Source organism: Streptomyces venezuelae ATCC 10712 (assembly GCF_008639165.1).
GTDB lineage: Bacteria > Actinomycetota > Actinomycetes > Streptomycetales > Streptomycetaceae > Streptomyces > Streptomyces venezuelae.
Genome location: NZ_CP029197.1, coordinates 7,035,087 through 7,057,626, shown reverse-complemented (window position 1 = coordinate 7,057,626; position 22,540 = coordinate 7,035,087). Strand labels below are relative to the sequence as shown.

16 protein-coding genes, 1 pseudogene and 1 riboswitch are annotated in these 22,540 nt (G+C 73.0%); of the genes and pseudogenes, 6 read left to right on the top strand and 11 right to left on the bottom strand.

The window, feature by feature from the left end; translation table 11 throughout:
• Positions 1–96 precede the first annotated feature (96 nt).
• Entirely contained in the window at positions 97–2,238 is a 2,142-nt protein-coding gene (locus DEJ43_RS32350; RefSeq protein ID WP_041664448.1) for an NHLP family bacteriocin export ABC transporter peptidase/permease/ATPase subunit, read from the top strand.
• A 1-nt stretch (position 2,239) separates the two neighbouring features.
• Positions 2,240–5,260, top strand: coding sequence for an NHLP bacteriocin export ABC transporter permease/ATPase subunit (locus DEJ43_RS32345; protein ID WP_015037647.1), 3,021 nt, complete (start codon positions 2,240–2,242; stop codon positions 5,258–5,260).
• A gap of 20 nt (positions 5,261–5,280) precedes the next feature.
• On the opposite strand, the gene DEJ43_RS32340 is transcribed toward DEJ43_RS32345, so the two are convergent.
• On the bottom strand, positions 5,281–6,132 hold the full coding sequence (locus DEJ43_RS32340) for a DMT family transporter (protein ID WP_071892269.1): 852 nt from the start codon (positions 6,130–6,132) through the stop codon (positions 5,281–5,283).
• A gap of 273 nt (positions 6,133–6,405) precedes the next feature.
• On the opposite strand from DEJ43_RS32340, the gene DEJ43_RS32335 reads away from it, so the two are divergent.
• Positions 6,406–8,721: an FG-GAP repeat domain-containing protein gene (locus DEJ43_RS32335; protein ID WP_015037645.1), complete on the top strand. Its 2,316-nt coding sequence runs from the start codon at positions 6,406–6,408 to the stop codon at positions 8,719–8,721.
• A 51-nt stretch (positions 8,722–8,772) separates the two neighbouring features.
• Here the strand turns inward: DEJ43_RS32335 and DEJ43_RS32330 are convergent, their stop codons facing one another.
• Positions 8,773–9,975, bottom strand: a complete 1,203-nt coding sequence (locus tag DEJ43_RS32330; RefSeq protein ID WP_015037644.1) for an MBL fold metallo-hydrolase — start codon at positions 9,973–9,975, stop codon at positions 8,773–8,775.
• 131 nt (positions 9,976–10,106) lie between these two features.
• Between DEJ43_RS32330 and DEJ43_RS32325 the strand changes: the two genes are divergently transcribed.
• Both DEJ43_RS32325 and DEJ43_RS32320 read left to right on the top strand, forming a co-directional pair.
• Positions 10,107–11,294, top strand: coding sequence for a Glu/Leu/Phe/Val dehydrogenase dimerization domain-containing protein (locus DEJ43_RS32325; RefSeq protein WP_015037643.1), 1,188 nt, complete (start codon positions 10,107–10,109; stop codon positions 11,292–11,294).
• A 63-nt stretch (positions 11,295–11,357) separates the two neighbouring features.
• Positions 11,358–11,951 (top strand): annotated as a pseudogene (locus DEJ43_RS32320) (TetR/AcrR family transcriptional regulator); the annotation flags it as partial.
• Between the two features lie 153 nt (positions 11,952–12,104).
• On the opposite strand, the gene DEJ43_RS32315 reads toward DEJ43_RS32320, so the two are convergent.
• From DEJ43_RS32315 to DEJ43_RS32305, 3 genes are all read right to left on the bottom strand, one after another.
• Positions 12,105–12,875 (bottom strand): SIMPL domain-containing protein, encoded by a 771-nt coding sequence (locus tag DEJ43_RS32315; protein WP_015037641.1) that lies wholly within the window; start codon positions 12,873–12,875, stop codon positions 12,105–12,107.
• 230 nt (positions 12,876–13,105) lie between these two features.
• Positions 13,106–13,900: an SGNH/GDSL hydrolase family protein gene (locus tag DEJ43_RS32310; RefSeq protein WP_015037640.1), complete on the bottom strand. Its 795-nt coding sequence runs from the start codon at positions 13,898–13,900 to the stop codon at positions 13,106–13,108.
• Between the two features lie 164 nt (positions 13,901–14,064).
• Positions 14,065–15,057 (bottom strand): M23 family metallopeptidase, encoded by a 993-nt coding sequence (locus DEJ43_RS32305; RefSeq protein WP_015037639.1) that lies wholly within the window; start codon positions 15,055–15,057, stop codon positions 14,065–14,067.
• Positions 15,058–15,061: 4 nt separating this feature from the next.
• A riboswitch (cyclic di-AMP (ydaO/yuaA leader) is annotated at positions 15,062–15,216 on the bottom strand.
• Positions 15,217–15,609: 393 nt separating this feature from the next.
• On the opposite strand from DEJ43_RS32305, the gene DEJ43_RS32300 reads away from it, so the two are divergent.
• Positions 15,610–16,431, top strand: coding sequence for a tyrosine-protein phosphatase (locus tag DEJ43_RS32300; RefSeq protein ID WP_015037638.1), 822 nt, complete (start codon positions 15,610–15,612; stop codon positions 16,429–16,431).
• A 43-nt stretch (positions 16,432–16,474) separates the two neighbouring features.
• Here the strand turns inward: DEJ43_RS32300 and DEJ43_RS37670 are convergent, their stop codons facing one another.
• From DEJ43_RS37670 to shc, 6 genes are all read right to left on the bottom strand, one after another.
• A complete protein-coding gene (locus tag DEJ43_RS37670) occupies positions 16,475–16,630 on the bottom strand; it encodes a DUF6126 family protein (protein ID WP_015037637.1) in 156 nt (51 codons plus the stop codon).
• A gap of 32 nt (positions 16,631–16,662) precedes the next feature.
• Positions 16,663–17,352 carry a helix-turn-helix domain-containing protein gene (locus tag DEJ43_RS32295; RefSeq protein ID WP_015037636.1) on the bottom strand — a complete coding sequence of 230 codons (690 nt, stop codon included), beginning with the start codon at positions 17,350–17,352 and terminating at the stop codon, positions 16,663–16,665.
• Positions 17,353–17,429: 77 nt separating this feature from the next.
• Complete coding sequence (locus tag DEJ43_RS32290) at positions 17,430–18,815, bottom strand: aspartate aminotransferase family protein (protein ID WP_015037635.1); 1,386 nt, start codon at positions 18,813–18,815, stop codon at positions 17,430–17,432.
• A 25-nt stretch (positions 18,816–18,840) separates the two neighbouring features.
• Positions 18,841–19,863, bottom strand: a complete 1,023-nt coding sequence (gene hpnH / locus DEJ43_RS32285; RefSeq protein ID WP_015037634.1) for an adenosyl-hopene transferase HpnH — start codon at positions 19,861–19,863, stop codon at positions 18,841–18,843.
• 7 nt (positions 19,864–19,870) lie between these two features.
• Entirely contained in the window at positions 19,871–20,542 is a 672-nt protein-coding gene (locus DEJ43_RS32280; protein WP_015037633.1) for a phosphorylase family protein, read from the bottom strand.
• Entirely contained in the window at positions 20,542–22,521 is a 1,980-nt protein-coding gene (gene shc / locus DEJ43_RS32275) for a squalene--hopene cyclase (protein WP_015037632.1), read from the bottom strand. The genes DEJ43_RS32280 and shc overlap by 1 nt, the downstream gene beginning before the upstream one ends.
• Positions 22,522–22,540: the final 19 nt, after the last annotated feature.

The window sequence follows — 22,540 nt, the reverse complement described above, 5'->3', positions numbered from 1 at the left end:
GAGGCATCCCGCGGCCGCTCCCGGGCCTCGGCGCGCCGGCTCCCGCCCGCCCGGCGCCGGCGCGCCGCCGTCCCCACGGGGCGGCGGTCCCGGACCGTGCGCACGCCCACGGTGCTCCAGATGGAGGCCGTCGAGTGCGGGGCCGCCGCCCTGGCGATGGTGCTCGGCCACCACGGCCGCTTCGTCCCCCTGGAGGAGCTGCGCATCGCCTGCGGGGTCTCCCGCGACGGCTCGCGCGCGAGCAACCTCCTGAAGGCGGCCCGTGGTTACGGCCTCCAGGCCAAGGGCATGCAGATGGACCTGGCGGCCCTCGCCGACGTGGCCGCGCCCGCCGTCCTGTTCTGGGAGTTCAACCACTACGTCGTCTACGACGGGATGGGGCGCCGCTTCGGTCGCAGGGGCGTGTACGTCAACGACCCCGGCAAGGGCCGCCGGTTCGTCCCCATGGACGAGTTCGACACGAGCTTCACCGGGATCGTGCTCACCTTCGAGCCCGGCCCCGGGTTCCGCCGCGGTGGCCGCAGGCCGGGTGTCCTGGGCGCACTGCCCGCCCGGCTGCGCGGCACCTCCGGCACCATGGCCGCGGCGGTGCTCGCCAGCCTGCTGCTGGTCGTCGTCGGCGCCTGGGTGCCCGCGCTGAGCCGTACGTACATCGACATGTTCCTCATCGGGAACCGGACGTCCTCGCTCGGCGTGCTCTTCGCGGCGATGGCGACCGCCCTCGTGCTCACCGCCGTGCTCACCGCGCTGCAACAGGCCAACCTGCTGCGCGGGCGCGTCATCGCCTCCACCCTGGGGAGCGCCCGCTTCCTGCGGCATCTGCTCAGACTCCCCCTGACCTTCTACGCCCAGCGGAACCCGGCCGACCTGGTCCAGCGCCTGCAGTCCAACGACGCCGTCGCGGAGACCCTCGCCCGCGACCTGGCCGCCGCCGGTGTGGACGCGGTCGTGGTCCTCCTCTACGCGGTGCTGCTCTGGACGTACGACCCGCAACTCACCGTCGTCGGCGTGCTGGTCGCCCTGCTGAACGTCGTGGCCATGCGGGTCGTGATCCGGCTGCGGGCCACCGACACGCAGAAGCTGCGCGCGGAGAGCGCCCGGCTGACCAACACCTCGTACAGCGGTCTCCAGCTCATCGAGACGATGAAGGCCACCGGCGGCGAGAACGGCTTCTTCCGCCGCTGGGCCGGGCAGCACGCGACCACCCTTGACGTACAGCAGCGGCTCGGCGTCCCCAGCGCCTGGCTGGCGGTCGTCGCGCCCACCCTCGCCGCGCTCAACAGCGCGCTGATCCTGATGATCGGCGGAATGCGGGCGGTCGAGGGGCATCTCACCGTCGGCCTGCTCGTCGCCTTCCAGGCCCTGGTGACCAGCTTCACCGCGCCCCTCACCCGCCTCAACGGCGTCGCCGGACGGATCCAGGACTTCGCGGCCGACGTCGCCCGCCTCAGGGACGTGGAGAACTTCCCCGCCGACCCGGTGTACACCCGGCGCGAGCCGTCGGCCCGGACCCGGCGCCTCCAGGGCCATGTGGAGCTCGACGCCGTCACCTTCGGCTACAGCCCGCTGGACGCCCCGCTCCTGAGGGAGTTCTCCCTCTCGGTCGGCCCCGGGCAGCAGGTCGCCCTGGTCGGCGGCTCCGGCAGCGGCAAGTCGACCGTCTCCCGGCTGATCTCCGGCCTCTACGCCCCCTGGGAGGGCGCCGTCCGGATCGACGGAATGCGCCTCGAGGACATCCCCCGCGGCGCCCTCGCCGCCTCCGTCTCCTTCGTCGACCAGGACGTCTTCCTCTTCGAGGGCACCGTCCGCGACAACATCGCGCTGTGGGACCCCTCCGTCCCGGACGAGGCCGTCGTCGCCGCCCTGGAGGACGCGGCCGTGTACGACGTGGTCTCCCGCCGGCCCGGCGGCATCCACAGCCGCGTCGAGCAGGACGGCCGCAACTTCTCCGGTGGCCAGCGCCAGCGCCTGGAGATCGCCCGGGCGCTGGTGCGCCGCCCCAGCGTGATGGTCCTCGACGAGGTGACCAGCGCCCTGGACGCGGCGACCGAGCAGGTCATCATCGACAACCTGCGGCGGCGCGGCTGCGCCTGCGTGGTCATCGCCCACCGGCTGAGCACGGTGCGCGACAGCGACGAGATCCTCGTCCTCGACCGGGGGACGGTCGTGGAACGCGGGCGGCACGCCCACCTGGTGGCCGCGGGTGGCGCGTACGCCGAACTGGTCAAGGAGCACTGAGGTGACGTTCCCTCACCAGCCGACCCACCCGTCCGCGGCCGTCGCGGACCCCGTCGTCGCCGCCCTGGGCGGGCTCGGCACGGCGGTCGACCTCACCGCACTGGGCAGCGTCCCGCTCGAAGGCCCGCAAGTGCTGTGGCTCGTCGCCGAGGGCGCCATGGACCTGTTCGCGATCGACGCCGCCCAGCTCGGCCCCTGGCACCACCTGGGCCGGCTCGCGGCGGGCACACTGCTGCTCGGCCCGGTGGAGGGACCCGGACACACCCTGATCGGCCGCCCGCTGGAGGGCTGCCTGCTGCGCCGCGTGGAGCTGCGCGAACTGTCCTTCGCCGGCGGGCCGGGGTACGAGGGCCAGGGGTACGAGGCCCAGTGGTACGAGGACCAGACGCACGGCGGTCAGGGGTACGCGGACCAGGCGCACGGCGGCCGGTGGTACGAGGGACAGGGGCGCGGCGGCCAGTGGCACGAGGGCCAGGGGCACGGCGGCCAGTGGCACGAGGGCCGGTGGTACGCCAGCCAGGACCCGTACGCGACCGCCGTCGAGCCACGGCTCAGCCCGCTGGAGCACGCCTTCTCCGTCGGCGTCGGCCGCGGCCTGCGCGTGCTGTACGAGGCTCCGCTGGGCGGCCGCGCGGACGACGACATCCTGTGGATGCCGATCGCCCCCGGCAGCGTGCGGTACGGGGCGGCCTACGAGGGGTACGGCGACGACGGCGCCGGCACCCTCCTCGTCGACCCGGCGATGTGGCAGAGCATGGTCGACCAGCAGTTCCGGCTGCTCCACGCCCTGGACTCGTGGATCGAGCAGCTGGAGCGGGCCCACGAGGACCGGACGGCGGCCGGGATCGAGGCGGGCCGGGCCGCCCGCACCCGGGCGGACCAGACACTGCTCGCCTCCATCGGCCGGTCGGGCTCCGGCGGTTCGGGCGCCGCGAACCGCCGGTCCCGGGGTCCCGCGAGCGATGACGCGACCTACGCCGCGTGCCGGCTGGTCGCCGACGAGGCCAGGATCACGCTCGCCGGACAGGCCGAGGCGGCCGGCCTGCCCGGCCTGCTCGACCCCGTCGAGCGGGTGGCGCTCGCCTCCCGGATCCGTACCCGCGTCGTCCGGCTCGGCGGCCGCTGGTGGCGGGAGGACAGCGGCCCCCTGGTGGGCCGTCGCCAGGAGGACGGGGGTCCGGTCGCGCTGCTGTGGCGGCGCGGCCGGTACGAGGCCGTGGACCCCGGCACGGGCCGGCGCGAGCGCGTCGACGGGGCGAACGCCGACCGCTTCGAACCGCGGGCCGTGATGTTCTACCGGCCGCTGCCCGACCGGCCGTCGGGGCTGCTTTCGCTGCTGCGCTTCAGCCTGCACGGCACCCGGTCGGAGCTGCGGACCCTGCTCCTCGCCGGCCTCGTCGCGGTCGGTCTCGGTGCGCTGGTGCCGATCGCCACCGGCAAGGTCCTCGGCGAGTACGTACCGCGGGGCGAGAACGGCCTCATCGTGCAGACCGCGCTCGCGATCGTCGCGACGAGCGTCGTCTCCGCCGCCTTCATGCTGCTGCAGAACATCTCCATCCTGCGCATGGAGGGCCGGATCGAGGCCACCCTGCAGCCCGCGGTGTGGGACCGGCTGCTCCGGCTGCCGACCACGTTCTTCGCGGGCCGCTCCACCGGCGAGCTGGCCGGCGCGGCCATGGGCATCAGCGCGATCCGCAGGGTGCTGTCCGGCATCGGGCCGGTGGTCGTCCAGGCGGGGGCCGTCGGCACGATGAACCTCGTCCTGCTGCTCGCCTACAGCGTGCCGCTTGCCCTGGTCGCGCTCGCCATGCTGCTCGTGGTCGCCGCGGTGTTCCTGGGCCTCGGCCTGTGGCAGCTGCGCTACCAGCGGCAGCTGATCCGGCTCGGCAACAAGCTGAACAACCAGGCCTTCCAGACCCTGCGCGGTCTCTCCAAGCTGCGCGTGGCCGCGGCGGAGAGCTTCGCGTACGCCGCCTGGGCGGGTGAGTTCGCCCGGACCCGCGAGCTGCAGCAGCGCATCGGGCGGATCAAGAACGTCCTGACGGTGCTGGGCGCGGTCTGTCTGCCGCTGTGCACGCTCGTGCTGTTCATGCTGCTCGCCGGGCCGGCCCGCGGGTCGATGTCCGCGAGCGCGTTCCTCACCTTCAGCACGGCGGTGACGATGCTGCTGTCGTCGGTCACCCAGCTGACCGGCGCGCTGCTGTCGGCCGCCGCCGTGCAGCCGATGTTCGAGCAGGTGGGGCCGCTGCTCAGGGAGACGCCCGAGGCCCGCGGCTCCAGTGCGCAGCCGGGCGAGCTGAGCGGGGCGATCGAGGTCGAAGGCCTGTCCTTCCGCTACTCGGACGACGGTCCGCTGGTCCTCGACGGGGTGGACTTCCGGGTGCGGCCGGGCGAGTTCGTGGCGATCGTCGGGGCCAGCGGCTGCGGCAAGTCGACGCTGCTGCGGCTGCTCATCGGCTTCGACCTGCCGACGTCGGGGACCGTCCGCTACGACGGCCAGGACCTGGCGGCCCTCGACCAGGCGGCCGTGCGACGGCAGTGCGGTGTCGTGCTGCAGAACGCCCAGCCGTTCTCCGGCACGATCCTGGACTGCATCCGCGGCTCCGAGGCCTTCCCCCTGGAGGACGTGTGGGCGGCCGCCGCGATGGCGGGCCTCGCCGAGGACATCAAGGCCATGCCGATGGGGCTGCACACCATGCTGTCCGACGGCGGCGGGACCATCTCGGGCGGGCAGCGCCAGCGGCTGATGATCGCCCAGGCGCTGATCCGCAGGCCGCGGATCCTCTTCTTCGACGAGGCCACGAGCGCGCTCGACAACGAGACGCAGCGGGTGGTCATCGAGTCGACCCGGGCGCTGAGCGCGACCCGTGTGGTGATCGCCCACCGGCTGTCCACGATCATGGACGCCGACCGGGTGATCGCCATGGCGGACGGCCGGATCGTCCAGCAGGGCTCGCCGGCCGAACTGCTCGCGGACCCGGCCGGGCTGTTCCACGAACTCGTCCGCCGCCAGCTGCGCTGACGGGTGGGCCGGCGCGCGGCTCAGGTCGACACGCCGCCCCGCGCGAGGGCGAAGACGCCGAGGACGATCAGGCCGACGCCCAGCAGCTCGGGCACCAGCCACCAGCCCGTGCGCACCTGCTCCTCGTACAGCAGGACGCCCAGCGTCAGGCTCACCGTGGCGTCGCCGAGGGTGAGAGCCGGCTGCGAGGCGACCAGCGGCCCGCCCTGCATGGCGTGTTCGAGGAGCAGGAGGGCCGCGATGCCGGCCGCGCAGAAGGCGTACGTCTGCCAGGCCGTCAGGAAGGCGGTGAGTCCGCCCTCGTCCAGGATGTGCATGGAGGTCTTCATCAGGGCGGCGGTGAGCGCGTAGCAGATCGCGGTGGCGGCCCCGAGGCACCCGGCGCGGGTCCGGCCGGGCCCCCGCCGCACTCCGGCGACGGTCAGGGCCGCCACCGCGCCCGCGCAGACGGCGAGTGCCGGGATCCAGCGGTCCAGCGGCACGTGCGTACGGTTCCCGCTCGGCGAGGCCGCGGCGAGCGCCACCCCGAGTCCCACCACCACGGCGGCGACGGCGGCCCAGAGCGCCGACGGCAGCCGTTCCCGGGTCATCAGCGAGGCGATGAGCAGCGCGAGCGGCAGTTCCAGGACGAACAGCGGTTGGACGAGGGAGAGCGGGCCGGTCGCCAGGGCGGCGGCCTGCCCGACGCCGGCGACGATCACCGCGAGGATGCCGGCGAGCCAGAGCGGGCGGCGCAGCAGGTCGAGGATCAGGCCGGGCCGGAAGGAGTCGGTCCGGCGGACGGTGAGGGCGGCGCGGCGCTGCAGCACCGTGGCGAGCGCGTTGCTGAAGGCGGCGCACAGGGAGAAGAGGACCGGCAGGACGACGCCCATCCACCGATCTTCACCCGACGGCGGAGCCGGCACCGGTGACGACACCGGCGGTGACCCGTGGTTCACCCGGTACGCCCCGCCGGCCTGCCCGAAAAGGTGGGCCACATCCTTCCTGCCCGTCCCCACTCACCCCAACGCCCGCCGCGGCTGCGGCCGAGCCGACGATGACGGAGGCGCACGAATGATCGATTTCCGTACAACCCTTGGTCGCCTTTGTCTGTCTTTCCGGGCGCGGCGCTGCTCGCGCCTCGGAAAGAGTCCCGGAGGTCACAGATGTCCCACAGACGCCGCGCCACCCCGCGCTCCCGGCCGCTGACGATGGCGATCGCCACCGCGCTGGCCGTCACCGGAGGCACGCTCGCCACGGCGCCGGCCGCTGTCGCCGGGACCACCGCACCCCCGGCCGCCGTCTCGGCGGCCACCGGGGCCTCGACCGCCGGCGAGGTCCTCGATTTCCCGAAGGCGTCCGAGATCGCCGGCGGCGGTGCCACCGGTTTTCTCAGCAGGAGCACCGTCGGCGAGTACCGCTGGACCCGCACCGACGGGAGCTCGACGGTTCTGACCAGTCCGGGCGGGCCGGTGCTGGGCGCGGCCTCGGACGTGGTCGCCACGCAGACCGCCGACCACGTGCTGCAGATCCGGGACATGGCGAAGGACGCGGCCGCGGACCCCGTCGAGATCGAGCTGACGAAGCTCGGTGGTGGCGTCAACATCGCGATCGGGATGGTCGGTTCACGGGTGCTGACGAGCGCTCACACCGTGACCGGCACGGAGGTGCTGCGTGTCGTGTCACGTGAGGCCGACGGGACTCTCCTGAACGACGCCGTCACGGGGCTGCCCGGGGACGCCGTGAAGTTCGTCGTACGGTCCGCCGTGCCGGGTGCCGCGCTGGTGTCCTACGCGTCGGGGGGAGCGACGCGGTACGCCGTCGTCGATCTGGCCGCGCACGCGGTCGTCGAGACGTACGAGAATCCGGCTTCGGCCGTCGACTCCCCTTCGCTCGCCCTCTCCGCCACCCACGTGGCGTGGGTCGAGCGGACGACGGGCGCGGACGGGAAGCCGGCGAAGGTCGTGGTGGTCGCGGACCGCGAGCGGCCCGGGGCCACGGAACGCTTCGCCGTCGGGAACGCCACCGGGGTCACGGTCGGACTGACCGGCTCCTGGGTGGTGTACGGGGAGGACGCCACCGGCCATGAGGGCGGGCGGCTGCCGCTCGTCGCCACAGCCCTCGGCGCGGGGACGGGCGCGGGCACAGGTACAGGCACCGGCGGCGACGCGGGCAAGGAGCTCCTGGAGCACGCCACGAGTCTCGTCACCGCACCCGACGGCACGCTCCTCGTCCGGGGCGGATCACTCGTGGAGGGTGAGGCGGAGGGCCTGTTCCGTGTCTCGGCCGGCGCGGACGGCGTGAGCAGGGAGCAGGTCGCGCGCAGCGGCGAGGCGACGCAGCTCGCGGTCACCGACTTCGACGTCCCCGAGGTGCTCGACCTCGACAAGCACCGCCCCTTCGCCGACTTCACGTTCAGGGTGAACCGGCCCCACGCGAGGGTGGCCATGGTGATCTCGGGGGAGGGCCTGATCGACAACTACCTGTACATGTGGAGGGGCCACGATTCCGACTTCGGCAGGGCATCCGGCCCTCTCGTCGCCCGGTGGGACGGCAGGTACGACTTCCTGAACGGCGACTACGGCCAGAGCGGGGTCACCTCGAACGGGACATACGAGTGGAGGGCGTCCATCTCGCCTTGGGACGGCGTGGGAAAGCCGGTGGAGCTACGGGGCAAGCTGACCGTGACCCGCGCGCCCCGGCCGCACGACTGGGACCACGACGGCGACCCGGACCTGCTGAGTGTCAACGCGAAGGGCGAGCTCATCTGGAACGAGGACGGGCACGGCTGGAACATCCCCTGGGGAACCGGCTGGAACATCTACGACCGCACGTCGGTCCCCGGTGATCTCGGCGGCACCGACCAGCCCGACATCGTCGCCCGGGACCGGAACGGCGAGCTCTGGCTGTACCAGGGCGGCACGTGGCAGGCGCGGCTCTCGCCCCGCAGCCGGATCGGCGGCGGCTGGCAGGTCTACGACAAGCTGGTCGGAGGCAGCGACGTCGACGCCGACGGCAAGGCGGATCTCCTCGCCACCGACAAGTCGGGCGTCCTCTGGTTCTACCACGGCACCGGCAACGCCGACGCCCCCTTCTCCCCCCGCAGGAAGGTCGGCGGCGGCTGGAACGTCTACAACCAGATCGTCGCCACCGGCGACATCGGCGGCGCCCCGGCCGGCGATCTCGTCGCCCGTGACAAGGACGGCGTCCTCTGGCTGTACCTCGCCAAGGGCGACGGCACCTTCGCGGCCCGCACCAGGATCGGTGGCGGCTGGAACGCATTCAGCCACCTCGTCGCCATCGGCGACCAGGACAACGACGGCCGCAACGACCTCCTGGCGTACTCCCGGACCACGTACGCCTCCGGCGGCTCCACCTACGTCGACGGGTACGTCTACAAGGGCACGGGCGACTGGCGCGCCCCCTTCGGCGCCCGGAGTTCACTCGAGGCAGAAGCCGAACTGGCACCCCGCTTCTTCTAGCGCCGCCGTGCCAAGCCCGACGCCCCGGTCCCGGTCATCCCCGCCGGGGCGTCACACCTCCCCCGCGAGGTCGAGATCGCCGCTCCGCGTCTCCTCGGCCACGACCTCGACACCGCGGGGCCGCCGCCACGGCCGGGCGATCGGGTGGGTGAGGGCGCTCCACCACGCCTCCCCGGGCAGCTTGCCCCCGGGCTCGAACGGCTCGCCGGGGCGGGGGAACGCCACCGCCTGGCCGGCCTCCTCGGCCGCGTCCCTGGTCCACTCCCCCGGCTCGGCCCACGGGTGCGGGGCGAGGTTGAAGGTGCCCCAGTGGATCGGCAGCAGGACCCCGGCGGGGGCGCCGCCCTGGAGGTCCAGGTGGGCGCGCATGCCCTCCTCGGGGGTCATGTGGATGTCGGTCCAGAACTCCGAGTAGGCGCCGATCTGGATCATGGTGGCGTCGAAGGGGCCGTGGGTGGCGCCGATGTCCTTGAAACCGGAGAAGTAGCCGGTGTCCCCGCTGTGGAAGATCCGGTGCTCGGGCCCCGTCACCACCCAGGAGGCCCAGAGCGTCATCTGGCGGTTGCGCAGTCCACGGCCGCAGAAGTGCCGGGCCGGAGTCGCGGTGAGCCGCAGGTCGCCGATCTCGGTGGACTCGTTCCAGTCGAGCTCGCGCAGCCGGGACGCGGGCACGCCCCAGCGTTCCAGGTGCGCGCCGACACCGAGCGGCACCGCGAAGACGGTGTCGGTGGCGGCGAGCTCCTTGATCGTCGGCAGGTCGAGGTGGTCGTAGTGGTCGTGCGAGATCACGACGACGTCGACCGGGCCGAGCGCGGCGAGCGGGGCGGGCACCGGGTGGAGCCGCTTGGGCCCGGCGAACGGGAAGGGGGAGCAGCGCTCGCCCCAGACGGGGTCGAACAGGACCCGGTGACCGTCGATCTCCGCGAGGATGCCGGAGTGCCCCATCCAGGTCAGGCGCAGCCCGGTGGCCGGGGCCTTGGCCAGGTCGGCGACGGTGGTGGGGTGGACGGGGATCGTGCCGGTGGGGGCGCGGCGCGAGCGTCCTTCCTTGTCGAAGTAGATCTTGGCGAACTCGACGGTCGAACCGGAGGGGCGGCGTCGGGCGGATTCGGGGTTCTGGAAGATCCCGTCCGCGAAGTTCGGTGAGCGGCGGATGCGGGCGAGACGCTCGCCCGTGGGATCCGCGCCGAAGGACTCGGGGCGCAGCGCGCGCAGCCGGGCCCGCGGTGAGCGGTCGGAGCCGGTACCGGTCACAGGACCTCCTGATCTCTGGGGGTCGTTCCATTATGAGCGGCCCGCGGCGGGAACGTTCGGGCCGGTGCGTCATACTGAACGACCATTCAGTACGGCCGACCGGCCGCCCCGTCCTCCAGAGGAGCCGCGCGATGCCCCCCGCCCCCTCCGCCCCCCTGCTCTCCGTCGGCTGGACCGACCACGTGACCGGCCGCCGGGGCCATCTGGTGGTCGACCGGCTGGTCCGCGGCGTGGCCAGCGGCGGCCTGCGGATGCGGGAGGGCTGCACGGCCGAGGAGGTCGCAGGACTCGCCCGCGGCATGACCATGAAGGAGGCCCTGCACTACGACCCTCGGGCCCGGTACGTCCCGCTGGGCGGCGCGAAGGGCGGCATCGACTGCGACCCCCGCTCCCCCGAGGCGTACGGGGTCCTGGTGCGCTACCTGCGCGCGATGCGGCCGTACGTCGAGCGGTTCTGGACCACCGGCGAGGACCTGGGGCTCAGCCAGGACCTGGTCGACCGCGCGGTGGCCGAGGCGGGCCTCGTCTCCTCGGTGCAGGCCGTCTACCCGCTCCTCGACGACGAGACGGCGGCCCGGCGACGGCTCTCCGACGCCTTCGCCGTCGAGGTCGACGGCATCGGCCTCGACGAACTGGTCGGCGGCCTCGGCGTCGCCGAATCGGTGCTCGTCGCCCTGGACCGGGCCGGCCAGGAGTACGCCACGACCCGGGTGGCGATCCAGGGGCTCGGCACGATGGGCGGGGCGACCGCCCGGTTCCTGGCCCGCGCCGGACTGCGGGTGGTGGCCGTCGCCGACGTCCTCGGCACGATCGTGAACCCCGACGGCCTCGACGTCGAGGCGCTGCTCGCCGCCCGGGACGCCCACGGCGCCGTCGACCGCGCCGCGCTGCGCCCCGCCGACCGGCAGGAGCCCGGCGACGCCTGGCTCACGGCCGAGGCGGAGGTCCTTGTCCCGGCGGCCGTCTCGTACGCGATCGACGCCGGGAACCAGGGGCGGATCACGGCCCGCTGGATCGCCGAGGCCGCCAACATGCCGGTCCTGCCGGAGGCCGAGGAGGCGCTCCGCGCCCGGGGCGTGACGGTGCTGCCGGACGTGGTCGTGAACTCGTGCACCAACGCCTGGTGGTGGTGGACGCTCTTCGGCGACATCGAGGCCGACGCGGACCAGGCCTTCGACCGGGTGCGCCGGTCCATGCGGACGCTCGTGGGCGGAGTGCTCGACCGGGCGGCGGCGGACGGCACCAGCCCGCGCGCCGCGGCGCACGCGCTGGTGGACGAGCGGCTCCCGCTCATCGCCGAACGCTACGGCTGGTACTGAACCGGTCGCACGTCGGAGCCGCTGATGATCATGCCCGCGTCACGTGCTGTGTAGGCTGCGGGCGTGGCGAGAGTGCGGTTGAGCGTGGCGGAACGGCGGGAGGAGCTCCTGCGGGCCGCCGTCGAGCAGATCGAGGCGCGCGGGGTCGCGGCCGTCCGGATCGCCGACGTGGCGTCCGCGCTCGGCGTGAGCAACGCCCTGGTGCTCTACCACTTCTCGTCCAAGGAGCAGCTGGTCGCCGCCGCGTTCGCGCACGCCGCCGAGGCCGACCTGGCGCATCTGCGGCGGCTCCTCGGCCGCCGCTCCACCGCCGTACGCCGGCTGCGTGCCGCGGTGCGCTGGTACGCGCCGACCGGGCAGGCCAAGGGCTGGCGGCTGTGGATCGAGGGCTGGGCGGCCTCGCTGCGTGACCCCGAACTGCGCCGGGTCGCCGCCTCCCTCGACCAGGAGTGGAAGGCCGCGCTCACCCGGGTGATCGCGGAGGGCGCCGCCGCCGGCGAGTTCCGCTGCGCGGACCCGGCCGCGGCGGCCTGGCGGCTCACCGCCCTGCTCGACGGCCTCGCGGTCCAGACGACGGCGTACGCCGGCTCCCTCTCCCGCACGGCGATGCTCCGCTGGGCGGACGAGGCCCTCGACAGAGAGCTGAGCCTCCCGAGGGCCAACGGCCGGACGAACGAGCACGGAACCGGACGCGGTGCCGAAACCCCCCGGCCCGAAGGGCCCGCCCTCGAAGAGACCACAGACGCACCCGACGGGACCGAGGACGCACCCGTCAGCCCCGGCGCCCACGCCTGACCGAGCCGCTCCCGCTCAGACCAGTTCGAAGACCGCCGAGACCGTGACCTGTTCCTCGATCTCGCCCGGGGCGAGCGGGACGCTCGGCTCGTCGGCGGCGATGCCGGGGGCCGCGCCGGGGCCCGGGCGGACGGACTCGCCCTCGCTGAGGGAGACCAGCCGGCCGAGCTCGTGGCCGCTCAGCCGGGCGTGCTGGGCCGCCTTCTCGTACGCGTCCTTGTAGGCGGCCTCGCGGGCCTTCACCCGCAGTGCCGAGGGGTCGGCGACGTCGAACACGACGCCGTTGACGCGGCCCGCGTCGCCCGTGGTGTCGTTGACGGCGCCGATGACCTGCCCGGTCCGGTCGATGTCGCGGATCTTCACGGAGAAGGACTGCCCGGCCTGATAGCCGGTCACCTTGTTCTCGCCCTGGGCGTTCTGGGTGTAGACCGGGGACAGCGAGAGGCTGTCGGTACGGATGTCCCGGTCGGCGATCCCCTGCTTGTGCAGCACGGCGAGCAGGGCCTCGGCGGCGGTGTTCTGCGCGGCCATCGCCTCCTTCGCGGTCGGGCGGGAGGCCTCGACCCCGACGGACAGGATCGCCAGGTCCGGTGCGGCGGAGGCGCGGCCGTGGCCGGTGACGGTGACCGTCGCGGGTGCCTCGGCGCGGACGACGGCGCGCGGCGCGGTGCGTCCGGGCGCGGCGGCGAGGGCGGGGGCGGCGGTGCCGGCGAGGAGGCCGGCAAGGACGGCGGTGGCGGCGAGCAGACGGGCGGTACGGGCGGCGCTGGGCCGGCGGATCGTCACGGGCGGTCCCTTCGAGGATGGCTGCCGGGTCCCGGCGGGCACATCCCAGCACCCGGCACGGCCGTCGCCCGTACGCCACTCCTGACCGCCGCCGCCCTTCACCTCTCCGTACCAGCGGGCCGCCGGCTCCGGGTCGGTTCGCCGGGGCCGAACTGCGCGGCCCGTAGGCCGGGTTCGCCGGCGGGGCCCCCGAGCGGGTCCCCGCCGTGCGCAACGCCGGGCCACGGGGGCTACAGCGGCATCAGGTCGGGGCGCTTGGCCTCGACGTGGTCGCCGGAGCTCTCACCGCGCAGGCGGCGTCCGATCCACGGCACGAGGTACTCCCGCGCCCAGTGGATGTCGTCGCGGCGCACTTCGAGCGTGCCGCGCGGGGGTACCGGCGGCCACGCCTGGTCGGGGTCGGCCGGTACGGGGACGCCGAGGACCTGGGCGGCGCGGAGCGCGACCCGGGTGTGGCCCTCCGCGGAGAGGTGCAGCCGGTCGTCGTCCCAGGCGCGCCGGTCCTGCACGGACTTGAGCGACCACAGGTCGAGGACCGGGCAGCCGTAGCGGTCCGCGATGGCCCGGACGTGCCCGTTGTACGTGGCGATCTTGCCGCGCAGGTGCTTGAGGAGGGTGACGCCGCGCGTGTCGAAGCCGGTGGTCACCATGACGGTGCCGACGGCGGAGGTCAGGTCGGCGACGGCCCGCTCGAAGCGCTCGGCGACCTCGTCGGGGTCCGTGCCGGGGCGGATGATGTCGTTCCCTCCGGCGCAGAAGGTCACCAGGTCGGGGGCGAGTTCCTTCGCCCGGGGGACCTGTTCCGCCACGATCTGGTCGAGGAGGCGCCCGCGTACGGCCAGGTTGGCGTAGCGGAAGGCGTCGTGCTCCGGCAGCTGGTCGGCGAGCAGCACCGCGAAGCGGTCCGCCCAGCCGACGTACGTCCCGTCGGGGCCGGGGTCTCCGACGCCCTCGGTGAAGCTGTCACCGATCGCCGCGTACGACCCGAATGCGTTCTTGTCTCTTGATCTCGAATCGTCTGCCACGGGAGCACATCCTTCCCTTTCGGGTGTGACCTACGCGACCGTAAGGAGGGGTTGACGCCGCGTGACATATGCCACCGATAAAGACTTCACCAAGCCGGAATAGACGGGGGACGCGCCGGAGGCCCGGCACGCGCGGTGCCGGGCCTCCTGGTGACGACGGTGCGTCAGATGTTCACGCCGTGCTGGCGCAGGGTGGAGATGGGGTCGATGTCGGAGCCGTACTCCGGCCCGGTGCGCATCTCGAAGTGCAGGTGCGGGCCGGTGACGTTGCCGGTCGCGCCGGAGAGGCCGATCTGCTGGCCGCCGGTCACGGTCTGGCCGGCGGAGACGGAGATGGAGGAGAGGTGGGCGTACTGCGAGAAGGTGCCGTCGGCGTGCTGGATGACGACCTGGTTGCCGTACGCGCCGCCGTTGCCGGCGGAGTAGACGGTGCCGGGGCCGACCGCGAGGACCGTGGTGCCGGTGGAGGCCATGAAGTCGACGCCGGTGTGGTAGCCGGAGGACCACATGGAGCCCGAGGCGCGGTACGGGGTGGACATGCCGCCGCTGACGGGGGCGACCCAGCCGGAGGCGGAGGTCGAGGCGCCGGAGCCCTGCGGGGCGGAGGTGTCCACGGAACCGGTGCTCGCGGCCGGGGCGGAGGCGCGCTCGCTGCTCCGGGAGGCGCGGGAGGTGTCGCCGTTCTTCGCGGAGCTCTTCGAGGAGGCCTTGGCGGAGCTCTTGGCGGGGCTCTTCGGGGCGGCGGCCTTGGGCGCGGCGGCCTTGGCGGTGCTCTTGGCGCCGAGGGTGAGCTTCATGCCGGGGAGGATGAGCGAGGGGTCCTCGCCGACGACCTGGCGGTTGTCCGCGTAGAGCTTCTGCCAGCCGCCGGCGAGGTGGTGCTCGGCGGCGATCTTCGACAGGTAGTCGCCGCGCACGACGGAGTACGTCTTCGGCGCGGCCTTCGCGGCGGCCGGCGCGGCCTTGGCGGCGGGGGCCTGGGCGGCGGCGGTGACGGCCTGGCCGGGAGCGGCGGCCGGGGCGGCCTGCTCGGCGGCGTGGGCGCCGGTGGCACCGAGGAGCGGCAGGGCGACGACGGCGCCACCCGTACCGGCGGCGGCGATTCCGCGGGTGAGGCGGCTGGACTTGATGCGGCGGTGCTTACCCTTCGCGGGCATGGCGAATTCCTCTCCGGCGCCTGCGAGGTGAGCTGTCGGGTTCGGACTGGAGATGCCCGGCCGCGTTCTCACGCGGCTTCACCCCGAGCCGTCCTGTTCGCGGGACCGGCGTACTTCCTGGGTCCCCCGCTCCTGCCACGCATGGGATGAGTGGGAATTCCGGACGGTGGCAGGATTCGGCGGTCCGACCGGATTGACGGTGACGCTAGACGAGCCGGGTCGGCGGGAACAAGCCACTGATTTCTTCCGGCTTTCCCCGTACGGCCTTTGATCGGGAATTCCGGTCACCCTCCGTCGATGACGGGCCCTCGATTTCCTTTTTCCGTACGGCAATTGCTCCGGGCCGCCGGGCACGATCCGTCACTTCTATGACCCTGCTCACGCACTGTTGCTCATCTCGCCCGTAAACAGGGCGCGTTACCCACACCATCTCAATTCGGACAGATCCCCCATTCCCGTCCAGGGGGGTGCGTCATCACCCTCCCACCTGGATGATTGTCCGAGGAACCGATCTCGCTTCGGGCACCCGAACGTCGACCACCAGGAGCATCCGTGACGCAGCAGCTGCCGCAGGTCCCGCCCATCACCATGACCGAACCCGAGCTGGCCGAGGTCCGCAACTTCCGGGACGTGGGCGGCCTGCCGACGACGGACGGGCGCGCCGTGCACCCCGGACGCCTCTTCCGCAGCGGTCACCTCGCCCACGCGACCGCGGCGGACGTCGCCTTCCTCGATTCGCTCGGACTCCACACCGTCTTCGACTTCCGGAACCTGGCCGACCGCAAGATCGAGGGCCCCGACGTCGAACTGCCCGGCGTACGGAACGTGAACATCCCGCTCAACGACCCGGCCGACGGCAAGGAGTTCTGGAAGCTCGTCCGCGACGGCGACATCGAGCAGCTGCGGGGGATCCTCGGCGACGGCAAAGCGGCGGCCAGGATGTCCGACTCGTACCGGAAGATGGTGATCGAGCGGACGGAGGAGCACAGCCGCATCCTGCACGCGCTGGCCGAGGACAGCCTCCCCGCCCTGATGCACTGCGCGGCCGGAAAGGACCGGGCGGGGCTCTCCATAGCCATCACGCTGCTCGCCGTCGGGGTCGAGCGGGAGGCCATCGAGGCCGACTACGTGAAGTCGAACGACCCGCACCGGCGCTACAAGGTGCGCCGCAGCTCCACCGCCCCCGACGCCATGTCGGCCGAGGTGATGGAGCTGCTGAGCCCGCTGTTCGACGCGCGGGTGGAGTACCTGCGGGGCGCCTTCGAGACGATCGAGGCGACCTGGGGCTCGGTCGACGCCTACCTCTCGGAGGGCCTGAAGCTGTCCTCGGCGACCCGCGAGCGCCTGCGGGAGCGCCTGCTCACGGAGGCGTGACCGGCGCAGTTACGCGATCGGCGCCGCTACGTGACCGGCGCCGCTACTGGTTCTGTCCGCCCAGCATGAAGAGCAGGTAGAGGAAGCCGGCGAAAAGGTGCCCGGCGATCAGATAGGCGAAGAGCCGCAGGACGAGCCCCTTGGGGAACTTGCCCTCGCCGCGCTCCTCGCCGGTGACAGGTCGTGACTTCTCGGACATCTCGGTCCTTTTCCTAGGAGGGGCGGGCAGGATCAGCGCCGGTGCGGGGTGCCGTCGCCGAGGCACAGCTCGGCGACGGGACTCTGCATCAGGGTGTGGACGAAGAGCAGCTCGGCCCCGCCGGGGGTGGCGGCCCCGATCCGGTGCGGGGTGAGCGAGTCGAAGTGCGCGCTGTCCCCGGGATCGAGGACGTGGACGGCCTCGCCGAGCGCGAGCCGCACCCGGCCCTCCAGGACGTGGATCCACTCCTCGCCCGGGTGGACGCGGACGATGTCGCCCCGGGTGGCGTACGGCACGTGGACCCGGAGGCACTGCAGGGCACGTCCGGCGCCGCCGGCCTGGCGGTAGATCCAGCCGTCGGCCTCGACGGGTTCGGAGCGCCCCGCGCGGACGACGGGGTCGCGCTCGGGGGGCGCCTCGCCGAGGAGCTCGGAGACCGTCGTACCGTAGATGCGGGCGAGGGCGAGCAGCATCGGCAGCGAGGGCTGCCGGTTCCCCGTCTCCAGACGGGAGAGGTGGGCCGGCGAGAGTCCGGCCCGCTGGGCGGCGGCCTCCAGGGTCAGCCCACGGCGGCGGCGAAGCGCCCGCAGCTGCGGGGCGACGTCGGGCAGGACGTCGACGACGGCACTCCCGGCGGAGCCGGGGCCCGGGGCGACTGGGCCCGGCGTGGCGGAGCCCGGCGTGGCAGGGTCCGGGGGGCTTTCCCCGGGGACGTGGTCCATGCGTCCATTCCGCCAGGAACATGCCTCTGAGGCAAGTTTCTTGCCTCAGAGGCAAAAGGCGCGCACGTCCGTACGGGTCAGCGCTGGGCGACCGCCTGCTTCACCAGCGTCTTCCCGAAGTCCCACATCAGCCCGCCGCCGCCGTGGGCCTCGTCCATGACCGCCGTGAAGGCGGTGACGAACCGGTCCACGTCCGCCTCGTCGATGACCAGCGGCGGGATCAGCTTGATCACCTCCAGATGGTCCCCGGAGACCTGGGTGAGGATGTGGTGCCGCTGGAGCAGCGGGACGACGACCATCTGGGCGAAGAGGCCCTTGCGGGCCGCCTGGAGCATCGTCCAGCGGCCGCGGAGCCCCAGCGAGGACGGCCGGCCGAACTCGATCCCGATCATGAGTCCGCGCCCGCGGATCTCGTGGAGCAGCTCGTACCGGGGCACGAGCTCCCTCAGCCGCCCGGCGAGCAGGTCGCCGATCCGGCGGGCGTGCGCGACCGTCCCCTCGTGCTCCATGACCGAGAGGACGGCGAGCCCGGCCGCCATGGCCTGCGCGTTCGATCCGAAGCTCGCCGAGTGGACCAGGACCCGGTCCATCGACGAGTAGACCTTCTTGAAGATCCAGTCCTTGCCGAGGGTGGCGCCGACCGGCACATAGCCGCCGGAGAGCGCCTTGGCGACACAGACCAGGTCGGGTTCGACCCCGTCCTCGTGCTGGTAGGCGTAGAAGTCGCCGGTCCGGCCGAGGCCGGTCTGCACCTCGTCGGCGATGAGCAGGGCCCCGTGCCGGTGGAGCAGCTCCTGCGCGGCGCGCAGGAAGCCGGGCGGCGCCTCGTGGACCCCCTTGCCCTGGATGGGCTCGACGACGAAGGCGGCCACGTCACCCTTGCGCAGTTCCCGTTCCAGGGCGTCGAGGTCGCCGAGTCCGATCGCCGTGTCGGGCAGCAGCGGGGCGAAGCCGTCCCGGAAGCCGTTCTCGCCGTTCACGGAGAGGGAGCCGGTGGTGAGCCCGTGGAAGGCGTGGACGCAGTAGAGGACCCTGGGCCGCCCGGTGGCGTACCGGGCGAACTTGAGGGCGGTCTCGACGGCCTCCGTGCCGCTGTTGCCGAAGAAGACCCGGTCGAGGTGCGGGCTGTGGGTGAGGAGCCGCTCGGCGAGGAGGCCGGGCAGCGGCTGGCAGTCGAAGCGGGTGAGATCGGCGAGCTGGGCGTCGAGGACGTCGTGGAGGGCCTTGCGGACGACGGGATGGTGCCGTCCGAGACCCATCACGCCGAAGCCGGCGAGCATGTCGAGGTGGTCGACGCCGTCGGCGTCCCAGAAGTGGGCGCCCTCGGCCCGCTCGTACACCTTGTCGAAGCCGATGGTGTGGAGCATGCGCGGCAGCTGGTGGTTGAGGTAGCGGGCGTGCAGCTCGTACCGCTCGCCGCCGCGCTCGGCGAGCAGCGCCCGCAGGTCGAACTCACCTGTCATGAGCGGTCACCCGTTCCCTGGCCGCTCACCCGTTGTTCCCGGAGACGGTCTCCCTGACCGCGCGCAGGGATTCCTTGAGGGAACCCATGGTGGCGAGGACGGCGGTGGGCTCGTAGCCGCAGTGCGCCATGCAGTTGGCGCAGCGCGGGTCCTTTCCGCGGCCGTACTTGTCCCAGTCGGTGTCCTCGATGAGTTCGCGGTACGTGGGGACGTATCCGTCGCTCATCAGATAGCAGGGGCGCTGCCAGCCGAAGAGCGAGTAGTTCGGAATGGCCCAGGCGGTGCAGGGGAAGTCCGCCTTTCCCTCCAGGAAGTCCAGGAAGAGCGGCGAGTGGTTGAGCCGCCAGCGGCGGCGGTTTCCGCCCGCGAAGGCCTTCTTGAAGAGTTCGCGGGTCTGCTCGACGCCGAGGAAGTGCTCCTGGTCGGGGGCCTTCTCGTAGGCGTACGCGGGCGAGATCATCATCTCGTCGACCTGGAGGTCGTCGTTGAGGAAATTGAGGACCTCGATGATGGTCTGCGGGGTGTCGGTGTTGAAGAACGTCGAATTGGTGGTGACGCGGAAACCGCGCCGCTTGGCCTCCTTGATGGCGGCCACCGCCTCGTCGAACACGCCTTCCTTGGCGACGGATTCGTCGTGCCGCTCGCGCAGGCCGTCGATGTGCACGGCGAAGGCGAAGTACGGCGAGGGGGTGAAGTTCTCCAGCTTCTTGCGGAGCAGCATGGCGTTGGTGCACAGGAAGACGTACTTCCGCTTGGCCACCAACTGACGCACGATCTCGTGGATCTGAGGGTGCATCAGGGGCTCGCCGCCCGCGATGGACACCATGGGGGCGCCGGACTCCAGGACCGCGCCGACCGCCTGGGCGACCGGCATGCGCTGCTTGAGGACACCCGCCGGGTGCTGGATCTTCCCGCAGCCCTCGCACTTGAGGTTGCAGGCGAACAGCGGCTCGAGCTCGACGATCAGCGGGAACTTCTCACGCTTGCGGAGCTTCTGTTCGAAGAGGTAGGTCCCGACCCGGATGGACTGACGGAGCGGCATGGCCATAACTCGCTCACCTCCTGGGGAGCAGCAAAGAACGGTGCCATTCGAAGAATGCGGGAAGGACGGCACGAAGAACGCGGAAGGCCGATATTCCCCCGCGCACCGTGCCGATCCGGACCAGTTCATGTTCTGGAGCGTCCACGACCACCCGGACGGCCGCAACTGGGCGGGCGCCGGGCCCGTCCCCGAGCGCCCCGGCGGCCCGGGCGACCCGGAGCGTCGCCGCGGACTCCATGTCGACGGCGATGGCGCCGGTGGCCCGCAGCGCGGCCCGCTCGGGGCCGCGCACGACATGGTCGGAGCCGGTGAGCGGACCGGTGTGCACGGCCCGCCCGGGCACGGCCCTGACCAGGGCCTTCACCAGGAGCTCGGTCCCGGTGCAGGAGAGCGTCTCGTCCGGGCCGCGAGTCTCCTCGGCGACGATGAGGTCGCCGGGGTGCATGCCGGGGGCCAGCCCCGCGCAGAAGCCGGAGGCGATGACGGCGGCGTCCCGCCACCCCTCCTCGCCGAGGGCCCGGGAGACCGCCCGGCGGGCCCGGTCGGGTCCCATGCCGGTACGGACCACGGTGACCGGTCCGGGGGCGCCGGCCCGGTCCCCGCTGCGCAGGGCGAGCTGCTCGATGCCGAGCGCGCAGGCGATCAGCAGCGGCGGTACGGCGCCGGAGCCCGGCGCGCGTCCCATCAGCCCACCTTGCCGGGCACGGGCTCCCCGTACACGTAGCGTCCGAGCGCCGTGAGGGGGAAGACCTGGCGGTAGAGGTGGTAGTTGATCGAGAAGTCCCAGGGGAAGCCCGTGCCGGTGAAGTACGGCTCGTCCCAGGAGCCGTCCTCGCGCTGGGTCCCGGCCAGCCAGGCGACGCCCCGCCGGACCGGCTCGGAGTCGCGCTCGCCGGCCGCGAGGAGGGCGATCAGCGCCCAGGCGGTCTGCGAGGCGGTCGAGGGGCCGCGCCCCACCCACTCCTCCTCCTTGTACGAGCGGAGGTCCTCGCCCCAGCCCCCGTCGTCGTTCTGCACGGACCCGAGCCAGCCGACGGCCCGGCGGACGGCCGGGTGGGAGACGGGCAGGCCCGCGGCGGTCAGGGCGGGGAGCACCGACCCGGTGCCGTACACGTGGTTGACGCCCCAGCGGCCGAACCAGGCGCCGTTCGGCTCCTGTTCGGCGAGCAGCCAGTCGATTCCCCTGCGGGCCCGGGGGTCCTGGGCGAGTCCCTCGTAGGCCAGCATCTCCACGACGTGGGCGGTGACGTCGGCGGAGGGCGGGTCGATCACCTCGCCGAAGTCGCAGAACGGCAGCTTGTTGGGGAACGGGCTGGTGTTGTCGGCGTCGAAGGCGGCCCACGCGCCGCCCTTCGACTGCATGCCGAGCGTCCAGCGCATGCCGCGGGCGACGGCCGCGTCCACCCGTGCCGGGTCGGGGTGCCTGACCCGGCGGAGCGCGAGGAGCACCTCCGCGGTGTCGTCGATGTCGGGGTAGGTGTCGTTGTGGAACTCGAACGCCCAGCCGCCCGGCGGCAGTTCGGGCCGTCGCACGGCCCAGTCGCCGGTCCGGGTGATCTCCTCGTCGAGCATCCAGTCGACGGCCTTCACCAGGGCCGGGTGGTCGGGTGCGAGCCCCGCGTCGGCGAGCGCGATGGTGGCGAGGCAGGTGTCCCAGACGGGCGACTGGCAGGCCTCGATCATCCGCGAGCCGTCCTCCCGCCAGACCGCGAACCGGTCGAGGGATTCCAGGCCGGCCCGCATGACGGGGTGCTTCAGGTCGTAGCCGAGGAGGTGCAGGGCGATGACCGAGTAGACGGCGGGGGGCTGGATGCCGCCCCAGCAGCCGTCGTTCTCCTGGCGCTCGACGATCCAGCGGGCGGCGAGGTTCATCGCGGTCCTGCGCAGGGCGCGCGGCGCCACCCGGTGGTAGGCGTGCAGGGCCTTGTCGAGCCGCTGGAAGAGCCCGTCCCAGCCGGTGGCCGGGGCGAGAGGCCGCGGCGGGTTGGGCCGCTCCGGGTCGGTGTGCAGCTCGTCCAGCGGGAAGGGCGCGGGGCGGACCGGGCGCTTCGCGGAGACGACGGTGAGCGGCACGATGGTCTGCCGGGCCCAGCAGCCGAAGTCGTAGATGTTGAGCGGGAACCACTTGGGCAGGAAGAGCAGCTCCGGGGGCAGTTCGGGCAGGTCCTCCCAGCGCCACCAGCCGAAGAGGGCCAGCCAGATCCGGGTGAAGACCCGGGCGGCGGCGATCCCGCCGCGCGCGCGGACCCAGGCGGACGCCCGGGCCATGTGCGGGGCCTCGGGCGGGTCTCCGGCGAGCCGCAGGGCCACGTAGGCCTCGACGGTGGCGGAGAGTTCACCGGGCCCGCCGTAGAAGGTGGCCCAGGCGCCGTCCTCGCACTGCTGCCGGCGGATGTGGAGGGCGGCGGCCCGGGTGGTGTCCTCGTCGCGGATGCCGAGGAACTGGCGGAGCAGGAGGTCCTCGGCGTCCATGGTGACGTTGGTCTCCAGGTCGCCCTTCCACCAGCCTTCCGGGTCCTGTCGGGCGAGCAGGTGCTCGACGGCCCGTGCCGTGGCCCGCGCGGCGGCCTCGTCGAGGTCCGGCGCGCGGGTGTCGTTCGTCGTGCTGGCCGCGGCTGCCCGGGGGCCCACGGCCCCGGCGCTTCCGTCGGTCGTCGCTGTCATGGCTTCCCCTTTGCGCAGT